Raw genomic sequence first — 21,791 nt, 5'->3', positions numbered from 1 at the left:
GCATCACGCCATGACGCCGTTAGCTTTGTCGTCAGTTCGGTAGAATTTGCGCAACGTTTCACCTTGGGCATGGTCGATAAGATGTTGCTTGATGCTGCCCATGACGCTGGAGCTATTTACGACTTGCTCAAGCACCAGGGCGTAAAACCATTCATCGATTTAAACAAACGGGCAACCAAGTACCTCGACACGGACAGCGACATGAAAATTTCTCCAACTGGGATTCCCATCTGTCCGGCAGGTAAAGAAATGAAGACTTATGGATACGACAACACGCGAGACCGCCAGAAATGGATATGTCTTATGATGAAAGACCGAACCACCAACACGTGCCCCACTCCATGCTCCGTTGCCAAGTATGGACGAATCTACCATACGTGTAGCAAGGACAATTCTCGCTTATTTTCTGGTGTCGTCAGAGGCTCTGAAGAGTGGAAGCTTGTTTACAAACGCCGAACCACCGTTGAACGTTCCAACAAACGCGAGAAGATTGACTACAAGCTAGAGGCCGGTCGCCATCGCTCTACAATGATGTGGTAAATGCGCATTTACGGCATTACGATGTGCCAGCACATTGATGCTTGGTACTCGGAGAATCGCCAAACCCTTGAGGCCATGAGGGATGATATTTTGCCTCAAACCGCTTAATTTTTTTGACGACCTCTTAAAAGGTCTCTTTGTCGTTCACATTTTTGGAAACAGGATGAAAATACCCTCATGGTTATTTTTCAATCCAAATTTCCAGTTATTTCACCGCGGTTCCGCCCATTCCCCCCTCTGAATTCCGAGAGTCTATTTTCTTGAGCCTAACAGCAAACAGCTTACTTGCCAATTCATAAACCAATGTAAAACCGTGCTGTGTAAAATTAACATAAAAGCGCTTTCATTCATCGTAAACAAAGCGTTTTCAGATGCCTTTTATTTTTCATAGGCATTCACCCCTATTTTCAAAAAAGACTTATACATCGCGGGTTTGCACCGTGTGGAAAATCATAATACTGTAGAAAATGATAAGATTCGCCTTCATTCCATTATTTACTTCCAACTCCCGCTTATCCTTGCTATTCCATCCATCGCAAGTTTGGCAGCTCCGATTAATCCGGCCCGATTACCCAACTGGGCCACCTCCAGCATCGTCTGCTGCCCCGATAGGGCATCCAGTTTTGACCTCAGATAGCCCCACCAAACATCATGGGAATCGACCAGCCCACCCCCAATAATAAACTTGTGGGGATCCAGCATATTGCGAATACTAATGATACCGGCAGCTAGATCAGCAGCAAAGCCTTCAACTGCTCGGACTGCCCGTGGTTCTCCTTCCGTACACTGCTTTAGAAGAATGTGGCTATTCCATTCGGGTTCGATATTCCTTGCTATCCGGTTGAGAGCTGTTCCGGAACCATACTGCTCTAGACAGCCATTCTGACCGCAATTGCAAGGATGTCCTCCAGGAACCAGTAGGATATGGCCGACCTCGCCCGCTCCTCCGTTTGCTCCATGAATAATTCCCCCCTTATGAACGATAGCACCGCCGACACCGGTCCCAAGGGAAATAAACATAATGGAGCTTGTAAAGACAGTGTCTCTCAAACCCATCCAAGTCTCTCCTATTGCTGCAGCATTCACATCATTATCGACAAAAGCAGGGAGTCCAAAGCGTCCTTCTACCAATTCGCTCAAGGGGGTTCCCGTCCATCCTGGCAGATTGTCTGTCGCATATAGAACGGTTCCTGTCACTGGATCAATTCTACCTGCAGAACCGATCCCAATAGCCCTCACATGGTCGTCGACAGAGATTTCCAACAGCTCTTCGATTAGTGTAAACAGTTCTCGAAGAATGCCTTCCCTGCCTTCCTCCACCGGCGTGCGTTTGACGAGTTCGGATTTCACTGTTCCGTCTAAGGACAACAGACCTCCCTTTAGAGAGGTCCCCCCCAAATCAACACCTATAAAATGAGATGAATGCTCCGTCATACGTCAACTGCCTTCCTGCATCGCGGAAAAATATTGCGCAGTAATCCACTGAGGACGTGTAATGGCTGACCCTACAACTACGAAATAGGCACCATTATCCAGCGCTGATTTGGCTTCTTGCGGTGTCGATATCCCCCCCTCAGCCACTGTAGGGACATCCAGCGTCTGCGTCAATCGTTTCACTAAATCTAAATTCGGAAGAGCGGTCTTACTGTAAGGGGTATAGCCTGAAAGAGTCGTTGACACGTAATCCGCTCCCCATTTGGCTGCATTCACTCCTTCTTCATAGGTAGAAATATCCGCCATAACAGGGATTCCCAACTGCTTCAGCTCTTGGATCACTTGGGACAGTTCAAGTCCATCTGGTCTGGGACGGGAGGTCGCGTCCAAGGCTACAATATTTGCACCTGCCTGATAGACGGCGACAGCATCGGCAACAGTCGGTGTAATGTAGATGTCGAAGCCTTCGTAATCTTTCTTCCAAAGTCCGATGATAGGCAGGTCTACAGCCTGACGGATTGCTCGTATATCTTCAGGACTGTTGGCTCGGATTCCCTGAGCTCCTCCTTCAAGAGCAGCCTTCGCCATAACCGCCATATGCTGAGAACCATAAAGCGGTTCGTGCTGTAAGGCTTGGCAGGAAACCACAAGTCCGCCTTTTGTAATCATACTGGTCATATTCATTCTCTTCTCTCCCTTAGTCATCAATCAAAGAGTGATTCATTCAAAAGTCCTAGTAGTAATCCACACGAGGTGATAGCCTGGGTCCAGCCGCTTTCCATACAATAGGGTCCCCAACCCGTATCTCCATTGTTGCCGAAGTATTCCTCGGTTTTAAAATCATATGCGCGCATCCACCCTCCATGATAACGGGCGTCCGCACTGTTGATTTGGATGCGGCATATATAAGCAGACAAATCGTCATATAGAGTCTTATATCGGGTATGCCCAGTCGCCTTCCATGCCTCCCAAATGTTCATCAAGAGAAAATTATTCGTGTACAGCTGGTCGGCAATACCTTCTCCATTATGAATGAATACGCCGGCATCTTCCTTCCCGAATCTGTCCGGATCCGGGTTGTCTGCTTCTTCGATCCCTCCGAGGCTGCTCTGATGAGAAAGTAGATATTCAACGATCCGCTCCAGTGTGGAAAGAGTCTCCCCGCTCTCATCGAATTGTCCTAGAAACCCTAGAGGCAGCACAAACCGGCTGTATCCCGAGGTTCGGCTGTACATGAAAGAGAGATCATCGATTCGAGAGGCCAGGTACAAGCTTCCTTTTAACGCTGTATCTACGTATTCCTGTTTTCCGGTCACCAAGTAAGCTTGGATGAAAGCAGCATGTGCGATGCTCTCAAAATGAGGATTTAAGCTGGGAGGCAGTTCCCCGGCTCCTGCTAGACCCAGCTTCTCGAGTTGGCTGCGGAATAATACGATAGGCCTGACTCCATTCCCGTTCTGAGTGGAAAGAAGCGCTTCAGCAAGAGGCAGCCCCCGCTCCAGATACTCAGACCGTCCGGTTTTTCTATATAAATAGAGAAGGACCAAGCAAACCCAGGCGTTGTCGTCTGTGAACATTTGATCCGGGTAACGGCCTGGATAATCGTACCACTTAAACAAACCATAGGAAGGTGAATCCTTCTCCATATCCTGAAACCCGTTTTCAAACAAAAACGTCAATAGCTGATGAGACTTATCCTGATAGCGGGGATCCTTCCTCCATGTACCATACAAATAGAAGAGCAGAGCCGTATGCGCCGTACAGTCAGGCCTGTGATCCGAAGAAAGGGCGCCGGTGACGGAATGAATGTTCTCGAATACACCAGCGCTTCCGTCCATGGCTGGGAGAATGCCGGAAGCTTCAAACCAACGGATACAAGCTTCCACAGCTTCTTCCGGAGAAGTTCCATTCGAAGTCTTTATAACTTCTGGCCAAACGATCAAAGGAAGCTTAGTTTCTGCCGCTAATGTCTCTATGGCCCTTTTCCAACGGGAATAAGGCCTAAACGCTTCTTTCATTTCGCTAGAATAGAGGGAAAAGGAGCAGTGCACCACCAGGCCTGCACCCAAACGTCTTATTGATAAACCGGGATGTACAGGAGATGACGTTAGTTCTTCCGCAAAGTGAGTCCCGTGAAACGTGCTAAATTCCAGCCAGGATTTGTTCGGTTCGTCTGGCATAGGGAAGCCCAAAGCATAGGCTCCACTCCACTCCATTAGCGCACCTTGTTCGAGCCCGGACTCCTCGTTTGCTCGTACTACCCTTAATTTTTCAAGAGTTCTGCGAGTCTTGGGGAAATCTTGCTTCCAACCAAACAGTCTGGAACTAGAAAAATCAAAAGCTTCTAAAAGCTCCGCGTAGAGCAAACCTCCTGCCTCCACAAACCACCATAAACGGGACACCATGGATGCGGGAATAATCGCAGGCTCGTCTATGCGGGATGATCCGATAAGCATTAGGGCACCGTATTCCTTGAAGTTTATGGTTTCTAGTTCCGTCCACGGGAACCATTCAGAACCTTGACACGGGATATGATCGAGAGGATGTTTGGAACAAATTGCTATTTTCATGTTAAGCCTCCATCCATTTGAAATAAATTACTATATGCCCTCCAAGACGGTAATTTGAACCTGACTAGATCACACAGCATGGATGGAAGGCCAAGCCAACTCTACTCCCGCTTTCTTCAGCATCTCTTGGAAAGCGGCCAGTTCATTCTCTTGGCTGCGAACTTGATGAGGTTCTAGACCCCGGTCTAAAGCATACGCCGCCAACCACCCTGCGGCCTCTCCGATATTCCATTCTACGGGATGCAGTCTGTAGCAGCCATTCGTTATATGAGTCGTCCCTATATTTTTGCCGGCCGCCAGCAGGTTTCGCATACGAATCGGCAGCAGAGCTCCCAACGGAATTTGGAAAGGATAGCTGGAAACATCGATATAAGAGCGCAGACCCGTACTCGGATGAAGATCGATTCGGTAACAGCCAACTCCGACAGAATCCTTGTAGATCTCCGCTCCCCCTGTTCCTCTGAAAGCTGGGCTAAGATGTTGCTCTAGAACAGTCGTCACAGCTCGAACCCGTCTGGATTCTCTGATATATGGGGCTTTGGCCAAACCATCCTCAGTTCCCACCACATCTTTACGAAGTCTAAGCCCAGGATATCCCTGCCCGCCGTCCGGGCGCGGAGCCTCCGTCTGCATCCAATAGAGTAAAGAAAGGCTGAGCTGCTTGGCGCCGTGAAGATGCTTCGCCCGTTCCTCTTCAGAAACATCAATGATCGAACCTAGCCAATAGTCATTCTGCGGCCAATTGACCAACGTCACATCACTATCGAAAGTGCCTTTGGCGAAGTTTCGTTTGTCGATGATTCTTCTATACTTCCATAATGAGAACGACTTTCCATCGGGAAAGAAGCTGTATGGGACAGGCTCCAAGGTATGAGGCACGAGCCCCATCCAGCTTAACTGGCGATCCGGCCAGAAATCAGCTTGATAGCCTCGCCAAAAGTCGTACTGCTCTGGCTTGGCAATGGTAAAGTCCTGACCTTCTATATGGTCAACTGCATAGCAATAAGTGAAAGCTTGCATATCCATAGGATCAGGTGCCCCTAATAAAGCATGTGGCTCTCCCGTCTGGTCAACGGATTCAGCCCCTGTTATATATTCTGTTCCACTTAAGGGCAGGAGCTCTCCAGTTTCTGTCGCGTCCAAGAAATAAGGAGCTTGAAGCACAATCTCTCCACCTTTGATCAGCTCCTTCACATGGATCGCTATAATTCTGTCTCCTTCCGTTTCCACATGAATCGGGACATAACCCATGAGAATTTCCAGCCGCCCACTATGCACATAAGGGGCCAACATATCCCTAAGAACTGCCAATGCTGCTCTAGGTTCATGAGCGATGGTGCTGACTATAGCATTCCCTGGATTGAAGAGCACTGCTGAGGACGAACCCGCTGCCAAAGGGAAATTGCGCTTATAATAATCACGGATTCGGTTCCTAAACTCCCTATAAGTTGCCGTACTGCCAAATTGTTCCACCCACGGATGCTCATCCGGAGGCACTGCCTGATTCGTCAGTTGACCGCCTATCCAGTCCGTCTCCTCCGTCATAATGACCTTCCTGCCGGCACGTGCTGCCGCAAGTGCCGCTGCGCAGCCACCCGTTCCCCCACCAATAATGACAATGTCTGCCTTAAGTTCATTCCTCATATCCCTAGCTCCTTACCCATTAAGTAGTCAACTGCAGCTTGCTGTAAAGAAGGCGCTCGATCGTACATCAAGAGCGCAGGTACATCTGGAAGGTGCCGCAGGTCATAGTTAGAACCGAAGTGAACGAGAATCACGTTCTTCCTCTCTCTAGCCATTCGATTGACCTCGGATAACACCTCAGGATTCATTAATTTATTGTAAGTGAGGGAGATAAGTAATGGTGCCGAGCCACAGGAATTCATCGCTTCCACGACTTCCTTGTAGCTCTCCAATCTCTTTTCCTTAGCAAAGCCCGCATCCATACACAGTTGGTTACGAAAAAGTTCAGTCTGCCGATCCCACAATAAACACCACTCCTTCGTATGGTCTCTATCGACAGTGAAGATAGGTTTCATTCCGTGAATAGGTGTAACCGCCTTCTTGGCCAACTTAAGACTGACTTCTTCATGGTGGGGATTCGCCTCATAACGCCCACGATCTGTTAGCAGCTTTGACTCCATCTTCTCTCTATTCAGGCCATATTTCTGTTTGGCTTCCAAAATGCGGGTAACGGATTCCTCGATTCTCTCTATCGAGATGCGCCCTGTTTTAACAGCTTTAATCACGGCTTCCACCATAGCGTCCTCCTCTTCAGGGGTCTTCCCTGTCGCGAGCAGAATATCAGCTCCCGCTTCAAGAGCAAGGATACAGGCATCTGGCAAGGAATAGCGGGCCGTTACCCCTTTCATCGAAAGGCCGTCCGTTACGATTAGTCCCGGGAAACCTAGCTTATTTCGCAACCACCCCGTTGTAATCTCCTTCGACAGAGATGCAGGACGGAGGGAGGAATCCCAAGCAGGAACAGCGATATGGCCGACCATGACGGCTTCTACTCCAGCGCTAATGGCCTTCCGGAAGGGAGCAAGCTCGAAGTTTTCCAGTCTTTCCGACTGGAAAGAAAGCACCGGCAACGCCAAGTGCGAGTCTACGTTCGTGTCTCCATGCCCTGGGAAATGCTTGGCCGTCGCAATCAAACCGTGGTCTTGGTACCCACTTATAACAGAACAAGCCAGTTCAGCAACAAGCTCCGGATCTTCCCCGAAGGAGTGGGTCCCGATGACCGGGTTATCCGGATTGATATTGATGTCCACTACCGGACTATAGTTGAAGTTGACTCCCATAGCTAATGATTCCTCGGCCGTTATTCGCCCTGATTCATAAGCCAGATTTACATCTCCCGACACCCCAAGCGCTTTATTTTTGGGAAAATGAACGGCTCCGCCTTGAAGCTTGCAGCCTGCTCCTGCTACATAATCCGCGGAGATGAAGAGGGGAATTCCCCTCCCTGCCCCTATAGCCGCTTGTTGAAGCTCATCTGTCAGGGTTCGAACCTGTTCAGGATCAACCAAGCTGTCCATATCCAGAAAAATTCCCCCAACCTTGCGTTCCACAACCAATCGCCTTGTCCGCTCAGAAAGCTCAGTCCCTCGGTTGGTCAGTGTGAACAACTGTCCTACCTTCTCCTCCAAGCTCATTGCTGCCAGTATTCCTAACATCTTTGTTTCCCTCCACATTCCCTCGGTATCCTTCTGTTCTTACTTGTTTTACATACTTATCATATGGCTAATTAACCACGCTATATCCGTTTTTAAATTCTCGTAAATCCCCGTTTCTATCGCACCATCTTTCACTCGTACATGCTCCAAATGCTTGAGCATATCCTGCAAATGCTTGATAGACTTGGATGCATCTCCTTTATCCCGCTGATGTTCAGCTTGCGCTAAAGCATTTGACAGCTGCATGAAAACAGAGGTCATAATGTTGCCTTCTGCTTTACCTTCCTCCAGAAGCCCTCTTACGGATTCCATGCTGCTTACTACTCGGATCGTTACCGGTACCGTCTTGAGGGTTACCCCATGAAAACTGACAGTTGCTTGCACTTCTGCTATTCCCGGATTTTTCCCAATTAAAGCTCCATCTCGGACATCTGCCACCGCTGGATCCGTTACTGTGATTTGAACCTCACTTTCCGATAAGCGAGCTTCATGACCATTAGCTAGAACACCCTTTACCGTAATCAGTGAGTCCTCGCCGCGCGTAAACTCGTTACTTCCAACCTCAAGCGTTACCTCCTTGAGCGGAACCGGAAGCCTGTACAGCTTCGCACCTAACGTATAATAGACACTTCCGTCACCGCCTAGTGCTAGCAGATTTACCGTGCCCTCTATGAGTTGCTTCGTCTGAAGCGTTGCAGGATCCACTACCGTCAACTTACGACCTAGCGTTGTGTACAGCAATCCATCCTGTCCCCATTTCAGGTAGAACGGTCGATATTTGCTGCTGTTATAAATCGTAGGATAGACGACCTTGCTTTTCACGATTTCATAAGTATCCGGATTCATCGCGAATATGGTTCCATCCACCGCACCCCAAAGTAAACCGTCTGGCCCGAAGGTCAGTTCCCCGATCAGCTTTGGTGGCCCATCCAAGCCGGGAATGACCGGTGTGAACTCGGCAATCTTTTCCCGTCTGGCGACATCGAATACGAACATCTTCGCTACCGTCTCAGTCGGTGTAATGCCCAGTCCCCCAACCGGGGAGGTTCCTCCGTACACCTTACCGTCCTTGTATGCCAATCCGAATATGCTTTGATTTGGCACAATATCCCGGTATACGTCATACACGGTGCTTGTCACCGTTCCGTCGTCTCCTGACACCTTCTCCATAATCGTCAGGGCACCTCCAAGCTTGCCATAGGAAGGGAACGTCCCGATGAACAGCTTGCCCTCACCCTCCGTCATGGTAAAAGGCCGGTCCTGATCTTCTTCAATATCCAGCACCAAACCCGGATTGCCAGCTCCATACTCGCTGTAATCCAGCGGCTGCCCGGGGTCGTAGGCGTACATTTTGGCACCGCTATAAGTGCCGAATATCACTTTGCCTCCATAGCTTCCAATCCCCTCGGATTGATGAAACCCTTTATTCGTGTACGTATATTGTTGGGTTTTCAAGTCAAAAATGCTTAGCCCCCGCTGATAACCGCCTAAGAAGAGCTGGTCCCCGTAGGCTTCCATCGCGTTAACCGCTACCCCTTGGGATTCCACCTTTGGATAGATCAAACGATACCAATTATCTGTTGGGTCGAAAAAGAAGGAATCGGTGAAAGCGGCCATTCCAACTAGGACCGTTCTACCTACCTTCTCACCCTGGGTGAGCGTCATCCAAGCATGATTTTTAACCGCCGTATCCCCTGGCAGCGGTGGAGCGCCTTCCACTTTATCCGTCTCGTTGGTGTCCATGTTATAGGTATATAAGGTGTCAGCTAGCTTATAATAAATCAGATTGGGCTGATACGGAGAAGGCTCCGAAATCTTGCTCTGATACGTGATCGTATTCAATAGCTGCTCCGTCGCCACATCGATAACATAGAGCTTGCTGCCTGCATTGACAAACAGCTTTCCTCTATATACTTGAATTTCTGAGATCGTTCCGCTCTCTCCTTGAGTCGGAATCGCGATATCCTTCTTCTCTCCCGTTCTTCTGTCATAACGAACGACATAAGCTTTGGTCCCTATTCCCACATACACATAATCGTCAGTGACTCCCAACCCTCTGGCATACTGTTGGCCCGGCTTCATGGATCCAAGATCTTTGAAGACTGCGGTCGCAATGTCGTATTCGAATACCTTGCTGTTTGGATAAGTCGCTCCATAGATTTTGCCATCGTAGCTAGCTTTCAAGTCCCATACGAATTTGTCTGAAGGATTCACGCCCAGACTTTCCAGCCTGCGTTCATCAGGCAGATAACGATATAAGATGCCGTTAGTCGTTCCGCTAACATAGACATTGCCGTCGGATCCGATTGTCATGGCCCATACGACATCAGAGCCTGGAAGCTGCTGCTTGAACCGCTGTTCGCCAGTTTCCGCGTTAACCGCGTAAAAGACAGCAGGCGATCCAACTACAGCTATGTACTGCTCGTTTTCTCCCGAGGCGTTCTTTCCATAAACCGCAGATTGGGACAGCGGAATTTTCACAGCATCCCCCAAATCAATGGGCTCTCCGAAGGAAACGGGCAGCTCGGGTTCCGGCTCCAAAGTCTTCAAAGATAAACTCACATCATCTATATATGATTTGCTCATCCCCGAAGCTCCCATATAGAACCAAATTTCAGCTTTCGTTGCTGTGGCGGGTACACTACCCTCTACTTCCAGCAAGCTCCATTGATTCAAGGTATTGGCCAAGGCCGTTGCATTAGGCAGCTGTTCCTTGCCCGCATCATTAAAAAATTTAATGTAAGCTCTCACACTTGATTGCGCCACTAAGATTTCGGCGGTCAGTCGGTATGTCTCCCCAGCAACCACCGGTATTGGATTACTGATTAGTCCCAGTGGTAAAGTCGTGCTTCCATCTGTCATCATTGCGCTTTGGCTGCCACTCTTGTGGAGTGTATCTGTAGCGACAACTGAAGTGCCCTTTGCAGCATCCGCTGAAAACGTCCTCCAACCAGGAATGGAGCTGCTGCCTGCTGATTCTTCAAAGCCTGAATTTTGAACCTCCATAGGAATATAACGGGCATCTCCTGCGGATGTCGCGACCGTCCCTAACGGAAAAATACCCACCGCAACTAGCACTGCCAACACAAGCATGAACCATTTTCGACGAATAACCATTCTTCAGCCTCCTATCAATTAGTAGTGCCGTAGTGCCGCATCTTCATGCCAAAAAGGAGAGCTTCACCGGATCGATGCGACCTTCCATCGGGACACCTTGAACCCATCTTTCCCATTCGTCTGTTATGAATTTACCGATCTGCAGCAAGCCATTATTGACCGCACCTGCAATATGACCGGTTAGCACCACATTTGGCAGCGTGCGAAAAGGGTGATCTGAAGCCGGCGGCTCAGGTTCCGTCACATCCAGGCAAGCAAAGAAACGGCCCAGCTTCAGATGTCGGATAAGTGCTTCCTCGTGAATGATGGAGCCCCTCGCTGGATTGATCAGAATGGCATCATCCTTCATTAAACCGAGTCTGTCCTCATTAAGTAGCTGATAGGTCTCCGGTATCTCGGGTGCCATGACCGCTACCACATCTGCTGCGGCTAGCAGCTCCTCCAATGGAACTAGCTTAGCCCCCAGCTCCGCTGCTTGAACTTCCGTATAGGTAGGATCACTTAGGTGAATCTTCACATCGAAGCCTTGCAGAAGCTTGATATAATGCCGTCCTGCATGACCAGCTCCTATTACGCCTATCGTTATCCCGTACATTTCCCTTATTCGGCTTCTTACCGAATCTTGCTGAAAACCCCACCAGTCTTTATTTCGCGTATAATCGATGATCTGCCACATATTTTTCAAAGAAGCGATCGTAAGCCCTAGCGTTGTTTCCGCCACCCCCCTGCTGAGCACCGAAGCGGCGCCCGTCACCTGGATTCCCCGCTCCCAAAGCGCTGGAGTAACTACAGTTTTTACAGATCCGGCAGCATGAAGCAGTGCCCGAAGGTCAGGTGCTTCTGCAAGAAGTTCACTGTCCAGAGGGGGACAACCCCAAGAAGTAATCACAGCGTCAGCCCCTTGGATCAACCGTTTCACCGTTTCGGGGGATGGGTTTCCTTCTTCCTGATTCAGGGTCACTTTTCGGGAGAGTCTGCCCAGCTCTTCTAATTGAGAGGGTGTGAATACTCGTCGGGTTATGCGCATGCCCGGAATAATTGCAAGATGTAAAGTCATAAGCTCTTCTCCTTTTCACACGACTGAAGGTAAACGGTTTCATTTAGTAACTTGCTTTTTTCTCATTCGCATATCGAAACTGATATTCAGAAGGCGATTGCCCCGTCTGCTTCTTGAAAGCCTTACTGAACGAGTGAATCGATTGATAGCTAAGTAACTCAGCCACGCGGGTTACTGTGTTATCCTCATCATGGAGAAACTGCATAGCCGTTAATATCCGTCTCTTCGAGAAGTAAGCTTGTAGACTGGTGCCCATCTCTTCTCTAAATACATGAGATAAATACGAATAGCTATAGCCAAGAACATCCGCAACACTACTAAGTTCCTTCAACTCCAAAACTCGTTCATTCATATATTGAACCGCACGCTCAGCAATCTCCCTTTTGCCTCCAATGGATGGAACCATATGGTCAGATGTATCGATATTACGCTCCACTTGTCCCAAGTAATTGCGATATGCCGCAACCAATATCTGATTTACATAGCTTCCAGCCATCAATAGCAGGTGACGATTTTCGTACCGAATCTCTCTAAGCAATTGATCGAATAAGTCCGCTAACCCCCAGTGGTCCCTGCGGACCGGATCTTTCTTCTCCAAAAGCATGCTATTCATACAAGCGAAGGGATGCTCACCTCTCTCCGAATCATGAAGCTCAAACCGGATGTAACAGATCTGCAGCTCGTCGGTATCTTTTGAGGAGATCATGCAAGTATGACCCGGCATTCTAACCAGGCAGTCACCCTTCCGAATCTGGTATACGCTACCATGAATAGATACGACACCAGATCCCTCTGTCACATACCCTATATCCCAAAACCGATCCTCATGAGGTCCTTTAAACCCGATTGTATCCCGAAACAACCGACGTTCTCCAACCTGCCAAAGGGTGAAAAAATCATAAACAAAAGGTTCCTTCAACCATGCAACTTCCGGTAAGGTCTTATTATGCCGATATGTAAACAACTGGTAGGCCATTCCGTTCCCTCCCCCATGACTTTACTTAGGTGATGGCTCACCTGTTCTAACTCTTATTTTCGTAAAAACTGGGCATTATTGAAATGATGCAATCTTATGATAAACAAGAAAATCTTACGGTTTTGTGAAAACGGTTTCTCTAGTTCCATACAACCGACTCTTAACCTCCCTGATTCCTATTGCAAAAAGGGGCAGTTCCCGAACCGCAAATACATGCGTTTCGGGGACTGCCCCTTTACCGAACTTATTTATTTTTTAGATTTTGCGTACCAATCTGTTACTTCTTTAATCACGTCGCTGCCGCCATCAGCCTTCCACTGCTTCACGAAGTTATCGTAGCCGTCTAGCTTTTCAGCTCCTGCGAATACCTTGATAATGTAATCATTCTCGGATTTAGTGAGCTTCTGGATATTAGTTCCAAGCATAGGAAGCGGTGGCGCGAAGATCAAAGGATCTTTCTTGCCAAAGGACATCTGCTTCTGAATTTCCTCGAAGGTTGCATACAGCACCGGGTCCTTGCGGACCCTCAGCAGCCAAAGTTCTTGGAACGCTTCCGGATTCGTAGAGGTCAGGAACCAATCCGCATTGCCGCGCTCATCATTAAATTTCGGAAGAATAGGGAACATCTTTCCGTTCTCTTTCTTGAAATGAACGCCTTCCTCACCGACAGATAAATTTTGGAACAGCTCAGGCTGAACCTTTAAATCTAGGTATTTCATTGCCTCTTGCTTGTTTTTAGAAACCTTAGGAATGGCAATATACCAGCTGATTCCTCCACCTTGAATCATTTGAGCTTGCGTTCCGTCCTTACCCTTAAGCCCCGGTATTAGCGTGATCTTAGCGGTAGGGAAATTTTTCACCATCGCTGTTGTTACTGCTGGGGCCATCCCCCAGCCGTAAGGAATGACGGCTGCTTTGCCGCTGGAGAATTTCTGTTGAACTGTAGCCGCCTTGTTCACGGGCCATTCCGGATCCAAAAGACCCTCGCTGTAAAGCTTACTCATAAACGCCAGGTATTCCTTCATTCCCGGATCGTCAAGGCGGTTAACCAGCTTTCCATCCTTCTCTAACCACTGAGTCGCAATGCCAAAGGCACCGGAGATTTCTGTGATCACACTCTCAAATCCCGCAAACGGAATCATGTCCTTCTTCTTTTCTTTAATGGTCTTCAACAGCTGATAAAATTCATCAAGGCTAGTCGGCACCTTCATACCTAACTCATCAAGGACATCTTGGCGTATAGCCAAAGAGCTGCCGACAAAGCCTCTTGGATGTCGTTCTGGAATCCCGTATATCTTACCGTCAACCTTGGCCGCTTCGAAGGACTCCGGCGTATTTATCTTCGCAAGTGTCTGTCCATAATTCTTCAGGAGATCGTCTAATGGTTCAAGTGCCCCTTGAGAGGCCAGCTTCCGATATTGGGAACCTGATAGCTTAAGAATATCGTAAGGCTCCTTATTTGCCATTAACAGGTTCAGCTTGTCGTCAGGATTTTCCAAGGGCAGCGTTTCATATTTTACCTTGTAGCCCGTCTTTTCCTCCAACATCTTCGCAACCGGATCTTGATTCGTGTCAAAGTTTCGTTGGAAACCAAGCTGCCTGAGCTCGGGTTTAGGAGCATCCACCTTGGCAGATGCGCTTGGGCTTGTCCCAGTTGTCCCGGTACCAGAGCCTCCATTATTAGCACCGCAGCCAGTTAGGGCTGCAACAGCTAATGAAACACATATTGACATGGAAATAAGTTTCTTCATCTAATCTCCCCCGTATACTTATACTTGAGAGGATCTAACCTCTCTTCGTTCACTATACCATGGGTCCGTTCATTGGTATTTGTCAGAAGATGCTCTCTATGTTGTCAGGATACGCCTTCTGACGGATGTTTCATGGCAGGGAAACGAATCGTCACCTTAGTACCTAGACCCTCTTCGCTTTCATAAGACAATCCAAACGAATCCCCGAAATAAAGCTTGAGCTTTTCATTGACGTTCTTGATTCCATACCCTGCTCCTTGGTCACCTGTCAGCAGTCTCTTCATCTTTTCCTCCGTCATGCCAACCCCGTCATCTTCCACGATAAATAGCACCAGACCGTCGCAAATTTGGCCTGATATTCGAATCAGACCCCTTTTGTTTTCCTTCTCCCGAATCCCATGTAGAATAGCATTTTCCACAATGGGCTGAAGTACAAGCTTCACTGTCGTCATCTCCAGGATCTGTTGCTCCACCTCTATGGACACTTTAATACTTCCAGAAAACCTTTTGTTTTGAATATCTAGGTAAATCTGAACATGAGCGAGCTCATCATCAATCGAAATAACATCTTTTCCCTTACTCAAACTTAACCGGAAGAACTTTGCTAATCCCCCTACAAGGTAGCTGATGTCCTGGGCCTTATGCTTCATGGCCAACCAATGAATCATATCCAGTGTATTGTATAAGAAGTGAGGGTTAATCTGGGCTTGCAGAGCTTTAAGCTCGGCATTCTTCTTTCGGACCTCTTCCTCATATTTCTCCATGATGAGACGCTTGATGTTGTCCGTCATCCGGTTGAAGTTAACCTGTAGAATACCTATTTCATCCTTACTATCCACGGAAATACGTACGTCCCACTTTTCCTCTTCGAACCTCTTCATCTGCTGGATGAGTAGACTGATTCTTCTTGTGATCCCTCCAGACATGAAGAAGGCCATTATTGCCGCGCTAACCGTAGCTAAGATGAACAGCAGCAGCATATAGCTGGCTATTTGGTCGCTGTACTGCATCATTTCCTCATGTGGAATGATGGCTATTAGCCGCCAATCCGTCCCTTCCACCTTCTTATAAGTAACGAGGGATGCTTTGCCATTAACCTCTAGGTTCTGATAGCCACTATCTCCGCTTCCCTTAATAATCTCCTGGAAATATATCGTTGAAGACAAACTTTGACCGATCGTTTTTCTGTCCAAGCCCGAAATGACATTTCCTTCACGATCAACCAAGTAAACCTCTCCACCATCCGTGATTTCCGTTTGCTTGATGATCCGGTAGATACTATCCTCCAGAACATCCATAGAAACGAGGCCAAGAACGTCCCCAAAGAAGCCCTGAGTTTGCAGGGTGCGCATACAAGAGATAATCTGTTGAGAACCCCTCTGATCCTGATAGTCATGGCTATACGTGGAACGGCAGTACAAACCACCATTCTGCTCAAGTACCAGCTTAAACCACCAAGTGTCCTTGAAATTCTTCATATTAAAAATCGTGCTATTTTCCTTGGCGAATATCCCGGAATCGTTAACAAACAAACGGATGCTGAAAATTTCTCTGCTGTTTTGAGCTGAACGTACCATATCCAGGAGCCGGTTGTAATCGTCTATCTGTTCGGCTAATGGATAATTAACAGGGGACTTCAGCAAAATTTGCTCCAGCTCCTTATTCATAAACAGCATGCTGGAGACGTCCTTCACATTGTTAAGCTTATATGTAATGAATTCGTTAGCTTGCTCGAAAGCACGATCCGTGGATTCTGCGACTTGCCTCTCTATCATCTTAGTCGTCTTATTATAGGAGAACCATGTAACGGCTGCTATGGTTATAGATATCAGCAGCATGTAAGAGAGAAGGAGCTTATATTTAATTCTCAGGTTCCGTAAATATCCGGTCGCAAGCCATTTATTGAGTTTCATGGCGCAACTTCCCTATATTCAGATGGCTTGAAGCCCGTAAGCTTGCGGAATACCTTGGCAAAATAATTCGGATCTGTATATCCGACCTTCAGCGCAATCTCATATAGCTTTAGGCTTCTGTCCTTAACCAAATGCTTGGCCTTCTCAATCCTGACTTGCGTGATGTACTCATTAACAGCAATCCCAAGCTCTTTCTTGAATATCAGACAAAAGTAGGTCGGTGTTAAAAAAACCTGCTTGGCTATCATATCGATGGATATTTCTTCATGATAATGATTATGAATAAAAGCAACAGCTTCGCGTATGACTGCCTTGTCTGGCTGAGTCCCGAGATGAGCTAACCCATCCCGAATCGCTTCTAACTGGCTTTGTAGAAAATGGGCAATCGAGTCGAGCTGTCCATTTGCAAATAATCTCCATAATTCGTCGTTATCCAGCTCTGTGATTGCTTCCAAAAACACTTTGGTTAAGATGATATACAACTTAAAGAGTCGCTTGCGAATCCACTCAATGGAAGATGATTCCAACTTTCTCAGCTCGAATACGACTTCCTGTAGCAGTAAGGACGCCTCTTCGAATTCCTGACGTTGTAGATGCTTCTCGAATCGGAGAAAGGTATACTTCTCATGAATCAGTTTCGGCTTCGCTCCCCGACCTGTGTGCTCATGAAGAATTGTCGTATTCCATCCCCTATAGAAGCTAAACTGAAGCGCTTCCGAAGCTTGCTGTACCGAGCCAATTATAGCTTCAAGGCTCCCTACCGTTCCTCCTACACCTGCGGAAAGACGGGTATGAAGCACATTCCGCGCATAGGTCGATAGCGAATTCATCATCAGAACGATGGTTTCATTTTCCTTCCCATCCGCCAATTTAAATACGGCAGAAAGTACATGATCATATTCGCAACACAAACCTTCTAAGCCGTAAGAACGAAACATTTCCTCGAGTTTCTCTATGAGCGTCATGTTTAATCTACGGTCTTCACCCATAATCATGCAGCATACATAGCGGGCATCGCCGGAACTGATAGAGTGGACGGTAAGCCATTCCTTCTCCAACTCATTAACCGAACCGGTGCCTGCAAGCAAGGCTTGTAAGGCCTTCCCTGATAAGAAAGGTCTGGACTTGATCATTTGCCGTTCCATGTCCTCCAGCCGCTCTCGATTCTCCCGCTCTTGTCTGCAAGCCTCCGCTGCTTTAACCAAAACCTCTTGAAGCTTCTCCAGGTCAACAGGTTTTTCTACATAATCAACGGCTTGAAGTTGAATCGCAGATCTTAGATATTCTACGTCCGAATAGCCGCTTAGAAAAATGATCTTGCAGCCAGGCACCTTGTCTTTAATCCCTTTAGCCAATCCAATCCCATCCAGATGGGGCATTCTTACGTCGCATAAGGCGATATCCGGCTGAAGCTTAACAGCCGCCTCAAGCCCTTCCGCGCCATCCTCTGCTTCCGCTACAACTTTCATCCCCAGCTCTTCCCAGGGGATACAAGATCTAAGACCTTCCCGGGTAATCTCTTCGTCGTCTACAATCAGCACTTTTAGCATAACTGGCCTCTTTCCTTTCCTGCTATGTCTTCGGATGATGTCTGCGGAACAGGCAAAGGGGGTGCCCCCATAAGGCACTCCCTCTTATCCATCTATTCTATCAAATTAGATAATGATTGACACTTACAAAATCAACCTTTTACTGATCCTACAAGTACTCCCTTTACGAAATACTTTTGCAGGAATGGGTATACACACAAGATTGGAACGGTAGCTGTAATGATAGAGGCAGCTTGAACAGCCTCCGGACTTCGGTTAAGGTCCTTGCTGATGTCGATCATTCCCGACTGGCCAAGCACATCATTGGTAGCTGCGATCAATTCCTTGAGATATAGCTGCATTGGCTTTAAGTCCGGACGGCTAATGTAAACCATGGCGTTAAAGTAACTGTTCCAGATCAGAACCGCATAGAAGAGAGCAACCGTCGCTAACACTGGCATCGACAACGGAAGCACAATGCTCCAAAGAATTCTCATGTTGGAAGCTCCATCCAATTTGGCCGATTCCTCTAGACTATCCGGCAACCCTTCAAAGTAATTTTTGATCAGCAGCATATAAAAAACTTGGATCATACCCGGTAAAATCAGTGACCATAAGGAGTTGATCAGACCCAAATTTTGCATAAGCAGATAATTGGGAATCAAACCGCCATGGAACAGCATAGTGAACACATACAGCAGCAGGATAGCCTTTCTTCCTTTAAGACCGGGCTTAGAGAGCGGATAAGCTGCCATCGTGGTCATAATGAGCGAGAGTGCCGTATAGGTTACTGTAATAAATATGGTTATCCGGAAGCTGTTCATAAATTGACTGTTCCCAAGGACCAATTCGTACGTTCCGATTTGGAAATCTACGGGGAAAATCGTGACCAGTCCAGAGATGACAGCCGCTTCGCTGCTGAAGGACTTAGCGAGCACGTTTAGGAATGGGAACAGCGTGGCCATGCCTAATAGGATGAAGAACAGGTAGTTGCTGATATAGAATATACGCTCACCTGTAGATGCTTTGATCGAAGTCGCTTTTGCCATCACCAGATGCTCCTTCCCAAATATTTTTTGCATAAGAAGTTACCAAGAATGACAAGGAGGAAGGCAGTCACCGATTCGAAAAAACCGACCGCAGTCGAGAAGCTGTAGTCCGATGTTCCTATCCCTACACGGTAAACATACGTCCCAATCGTATCTGCAACACTATATACCACGGGATTGTACATAACTAAAATTTGCTCTGTACCTGCTTCCAGTAGTTGACCCATTTTAAGGATAAACATTAACGTGATAGTGGGGATCAGGCCTGGCAGAGTCACATGGAGCATCTGCTTGAGTTTATTAGCTCCGTCCATTTTTGCAGCTTCATATAGCTGCGGATCAACCCCGGCAATTGCGGCGAGATAGATAATAGTTCCCCAACCCACCTCTCTCCAACCCTCCGACAGTACTAGCAGTGGCCTGAAGTATCCGGCGTGCATGAAGAACGGTATGGGATCACCGCCGAGCTTAACGATAACAGCATTAATGATACCACCATTGACTGAGAACATATTGATGAACAAACCACCAACAATGACCCAAGAGATAAAATGCGGAAGGTAAATGACAGATTGTACGACTCTTTTGAAAGCCATCTTCCGAACCTCGTTTAAAAGAATGGCCAAGATGATAGGCGCCGGGAACAGAAAGATCAGCTTCATTACACTAATAATCAAGGTATTCGATAATACACTGAGGAACTGATCATTGACGAACAGCCGTTTAAAGTGCTTAAGACCGACCCATGGACTCTCGGATATCCCACTGAAAATATTGAAATCCTTGAAGGATATGATCAACCCAGACATGGGGGTGTACTTAAATATGGCCAGAAACAACAGTCCCGGCACGAGCAGCAGGTACAAATCCCAATCCTTTATGATATCTACAAAAGCCCTATTCCTTTTTTTGACGGGCCGTGATTTCGGTGCCACCTCTACTGGTATTTGCATACGCTCCATCCTTTCCTGAACAAGTAGTATTTCGTATACACCTATTATAAAGAGAATGGAAACGCTTTTTTAATATCTCAATCTTATGATTATGAAGAAAATCTTATGGTGTTAATCCGTCGGTTATGTTCTTACCCATTACTTGGAGCAGTTCAGAGCACACGCCGGCTGCTCTCCCCGAGACTATCGAATCAGTATCATCTGGTGCCTTAAGGATAAAAGGTCGATCTGCTGCGGCAGACCGACCTTTTATCATTCAACAATCCTTTATCTAACTTTTCCTAGAATCCACTTAGGTTCCACATTGCCGAACGAGACGTTCTGTCGAAATTGCATTTGCAAGCTTCCATCATAGAACTTACATATTAAAGTCACGCAAAATGGCGCTTCCACGTATCTTAACGTTAATAAGAGCGTATTCGAATCCTGCCATGTTGCTGAGCCGAATGCCACATTTTCCTGTCTCATATGCAGCGTGTATGTTCCCTCATACCATTCGTTTCTACCAAAGTAAACCGTATGTTTTCCGGTGTTAATTTGAATCGTAACGTTGGTGGAATCCTCTGTAAAATCAATAGATAATGTTTGAATTTGTTCCTCATTTTCTTCTAACTCAAACTCTATTCCCGATATGCTGGTCTCCAGCGTTGAGTTTGAAAGTACTCGTGGCGGCTCCAATCTCAGTCCATGCAATACTTGGGTTAGCGACTCAGAGGCTTCCTTGTCCACAGGCAGCTCTTCGGATTTCATGGCAGGCAGCAGATGCTCCCAAATTGCATCAAGAACGTCCTGCATGTTATTCACTCCGGACGTTATCGCAATGACGGCATCCTGCTCCGGGAGAACGATGCAGAACTGCCCGAAAGCTCCGTCGCCTCGATATGCGCCGTGACGGCATCTCCAGAATTGATACCCATACCCTTGAGCCCAGTCATTATTAGTGCTGGAGTCATTGGAAATTTGCTTCGTTGTCGCTTCTTCTACCCAAATCTCAGGAATGAGCTGGTTCCCATCCCATTGACCTTTTTGTAAATATAGCTGTCCAAACTTGGCAATATCCTCGGTTTTGATCTTCATTCCCCAGCCGCCAATGTGGATGCCGCGAGGGCAGCTTTCCGAAGTGGCACCTTGGATATCCAGCGGTTCCAACAGTCGCGGCTGCAAATAGTCCAGTAACGTTTGACCGGTTACCTTCTGCAAAATGGCCGAAAGCATATAAGTCGCCCCGCTGTTATACACGAAATGCGTACCTGGCTCATGTTCCACGGGAATGTTTAAGAAATTGTTGACCCAGTTATCGGTTGACTGCATCTTTCCACTCGTATCTTGCGCATGACCTGTACCCATCATGAGTAAGTGTCGGATGGTCATAGCAGCTAGATTAGGTGTAACTTCTGGCGGCAAATCCTCAGGAAAAAAGGAGACAATCCGGTCATCGAGCGAGACTCGCCCTTCTCCCACTAACAATCCGATGGCTGTTGAAGCAAAGCTTTTAGTTAAGGAAAACAGCATATGCGGACGTTCAGGCAAATAAGGTGTCCACCATCCTTCCGAAACAACGTGCCCATGTCGGAGGAGCATGAAGCTGTGAAGCTCTAGACTGCGGTCTTGAACTTCTTTTAGAAAGCTCGTAATCGAGGAAGACGCAATACCTTGACGCTCAGGCTGACTTCTTGGTAGGGATCGAATAGCACTCATTCATGTCTCTCCTTCTACACACCAG

General features: G+C 47.4%; 14 protein-coding genes and 1 pseudogene. 1 reads left to right on the top strand and 14 read right to left on the bottom strand.

Going from position 1 to position 21,791, the window contains the following annotated elements:
- Positions 1-540 (top strand): annotated as a pseudogene (locus G519_RS44625) (transposase); the annotation flags it as partial.
- Between the two features lie 495 nt (positions 541-1,035).
- On the opposite strand, the gene G519_RS0126415 reads toward G519_RS44625, so the two are convergent.
- The 14 genes from G519_RS0126415 to G519_RS44605 all read right to left on the bottom strand — a co-directional run bounded on the left by G519_RS0126415 (position 1,036) and on the right by G519_RS44605 (position 21,766).
- A complete protein-coding gene (locus G519_RS0126415) occupies positions 1,036-1,974 on the bottom strand; it encodes an ROK family protein (RefSeq protein WP_029197258.1) in 939 nt (312 codons plus the stop codon).
- Between the two features lie 3 nt (positions 1,975-1,977).
- Complete coding sequence (locus G519_RS0126410) at positions 1,978-2,658, bottom strand: N-acetylmannosamine-6-phosphate 2-epimerase (protein ID WP_036633782.1); 681 nt, start codon at positions 2,656-2,658, stop codon at positions 1,978-1,980.
- A gap of 20 nt (positions 2,659-2,678) precedes the next feature.
- On the bottom strand, positions 2,679-4,544 hold the full coding sequence (locus G519_RS0126405; RefSeq protein ID WP_029197256.1) for a hypothetical protein: 1,866 nt from the start codon (positions 4,542-4,544) through the stop codon (positions 2,679-2,681).
- 69 nt (positions 4,545-4,613) lie between these two features.
- A complete protein-coding gene (locus G519_RS0126400) occupies positions 4,614-6,188 on the bottom strand; it encodes an FAD-dependent oxidoreductase (protein WP_029197255.1) in 1,575 nt (524 codons plus the stop codon).
- Positions 6,185-7,723 (bottom strand): glycoside hydrolase family 3 protein, encoded by a 1,539-nt coding sequence (locus G519_RS44620; protein ID WP_051253705.1) that lies wholly within the window; start codon positions 7,721-7,723, stop codon positions 6,185-6,187. Before G519_RS44620 ends, G519_RS0126400 begins: the two co-directional genes overlap by 4 nt.
- 48 nt (positions 7,724-7,771) lie before the next feature.
- Positions 7,772-10,840: an FIMAH domain-containing protein gene (locus G519_RS44615; protein ID WP_051253704.1), complete on the bottom strand. Its 3,069-nt coding sequence runs from the start codon at positions 10,838-10,840 to the stop codon at positions 7,772-7,774.
- A gap of 43 nt (positions 10,841-10,883) precedes the next feature.
- Positions 10,884-11,897, bottom strand: coding sequence for a hydroxyacid dehydrogenase (locus G519_RS44610; protein ID WP_051253703.1), 1,014 nt, complete (start codon positions 11,895-11,897; stop codon positions 10,884-10,886).
- A gap of 43 nt (positions 11,898-11,940) precedes the next feature.
- Positions 11,941-12,873 (bottom strand): AraC family transcriptional regulator, encoded by a 933-nt coding sequence (locus G519_RS0126380; RefSeq protein WP_029197254.1) that lies wholly within the window; start codon positions 12,871-12,873, stop codon positions 11,941-11,943.
- 248 nt (positions 12,874-13,121) lie between these two features.
- The gene (locus G519_RS0126375; RefSeq protein WP_029197253.1) at positions 13,122-14,624 is read right to left on the bottom strand and encodes an extracellular solute-binding protein; all 1,503 of its coding nucleotides are present in this window, start codon (positions 14,622-14,624) and stop codon (positions 13,122-13,124) included.
- A gap of 104 nt (positions 14,625-14,728) precedes the next feature.
- Complete coding sequence (locus G519_RS0126370; protein ID WP_029197252.1) at positions 14,729-16,537, bottom strand: cache domain-containing sensor histidine kinase; 1,809 nt, start codon at positions 16,535-16,537, stop codon at positions 14,729-14,731.
- On the bottom strand, positions 16,534-18,087 hold the full coding sequence (locus tag G519_RS0126365) for a response regulator (RefSeq protein WP_029197251.1): 1,554 nt from the start codon (positions 18,085-18,087) through the stop codon (positions 16,534-16,536). Before G519_RS0126365 ends, G519_RS0126370 begins: the two co-directional genes overlap by 4 nt.
- A gap of 131 nt (positions 18,088-18,218) precedes the next feature.
- Entirely contained in the window at positions 18,219-19,115 is an 897-nt protein-coding gene (locus G519_RS0126360; RefSeq protein ID WP_036633780.1) for a carbohydrate ABC transporter permease, read from the bottom strand.
- On the bottom strand, positions 19,115-20,068 hold the full coding sequence (locus tag G519_RS0126355; RefSeq protein ID WP_036633778.1) for an ABC transporter permease: 954 nt from the start codon (positions 20,066-20,068) through the stop codon (positions 19,115-19,117). Before G519_RS0126355 ends, G519_RS0126360 begins: the two co-directional genes overlap by 1 nt.
- 267 nt (positions 20,069-20,335) lie before the next feature.
- Positions 20,336-21,766 (bottom strand): serine hydrolase domain-containing protein, encoded by a 1,431-nt coding sequence (locus G519_RS44605; RefSeq protein WP_036633777.1) that lies wholly within the window; start codon positions 21,764-21,766, stop codon positions 20,336-20,338.
- Between the last annotated feature and the right edge of the window lie 25 nt (positions 21,767-21,791).

Origin of the sequence: Paenibacillus alginolyticus DSM 5050 = NBRC 15375, from assembly GCF_000422905.1 — a bacterium.
Lineage (GTDB): Bacteria > Bacillota > Bacilli > Paenibacillales > NBRC-103111 > Paenibacillus_E > Paenibacillus_E alginolyticus.
The sequence above is the reverse complement of the archived record's forward strand: the minus strand, read 5'-3'. Positions and strand labels throughout refer to the sequence as shown.

What these genes read in the sequence shown, in the direction of transcription:
- G519_RS0126360 (WP_036633780.1), bottom strand. Translation starts at nt 19,115, where the DNA reads ATGGCAAAAGCGACTTCGATCAAAGCATCTACAGGTGAGCGTATATTC.
- G519_RS44615 (WP_051253704.1), bottom strand. Translation starts at nt 10,840, where the DNA reads ATGGTTATTCGTCGAAAATGGTTCATGCTTGTGTTGGCAGTGCTAGTT.
- G519_RS44605 (WP_036633777.1), bottom strand. Translation starts at nt 21,766, where the DNA reads ATGAGTGCTATTCGATCCCTACCAAGAAGTCAGCCTGAGCGTCAAGGT.
- G519_RS0126375 (WP_029197253.1), bottom strand. Translation starts at nt 14,624, where the DNA reads ATGAAGAAACTTATTTCCATGTCAATATGTGTTTCATTAGCTGTTGCA.
- G519_RS44610 (WP_051253703.1), bottom strand. Translation starts at nt 11,897, where the DNA reads ATGACTTTACATCTTGCAATTATTCCGGGCATGCGCATAACCCGACGA.
- G519_RS0126400 (WP_029197255.1), bottom strand. Translation starts at nt 6,188, where the DNA reads ATGAGGAATGAACTTAAGGCAGACATTGTCATTATTGGTGGGGGAACG.
- G519_RS0126365 (WP_029197251.1), bottom strand. Translation starts at nt 18,087, where the DNA reads ATGCTAAAAGTGCTGATTGTAGACGACGAAGAGATTACCCGGGAAGGT.
- G519_RS0126405 (WP_029197256.1), bottom strand. Translation starts at nt 4,544, where the DNA reads ATGAAAATAGCAATTTGTTCCAAACATCCTCTCGATCATATCCCGTGT.
- G519_RS0126355 (WP_036633778.1), bottom strand. Translation starts at nt 20,068, where the DNA reads ATGCAAATACCAGTAGAGGTGGCACCGAAATCACGGCCCGTCAAAAAA.
- G519_RS0126410 (WP_036633782.1), bottom strand. Translation starts at nt 2,658, where the DNA reads ATGAATATGACCAGTATGATTACAAAAGGCGGACTTGTGGTTTCCTGC.
- G519_RS44620 (WP_051253705.1), bottom strand. Translation starts at nt 7,723, where the DNA reads ATGTTAGGAATACTGGCAGCAATGAGCTTGGAGGAGAAGGTAGGACAG.
- G519_RS0126370 (WP_029197252.1), bottom strand. Translation starts at nt 16,537, where the DNA reads ATGAAACTCAATAAATGGCTTGCGACCGGATATTTACGGAACCTGAGA.
- G519_RS0126415 (WP_029197258.1), bottom strand. Translation starts at nt 1,974, where the DNA reads ATGACGGAGCATTCATCTCATTTTATAGGTGTTGATTTGGGGGGGACC.
- G519_RS0126380 (WP_029197254.1), bottom strand. Translation starts at nt 12,873, where the DNA reads ATGGCCTACCAGTTGTTTACATATCGGCATAATAAGACCTTACCGGAA.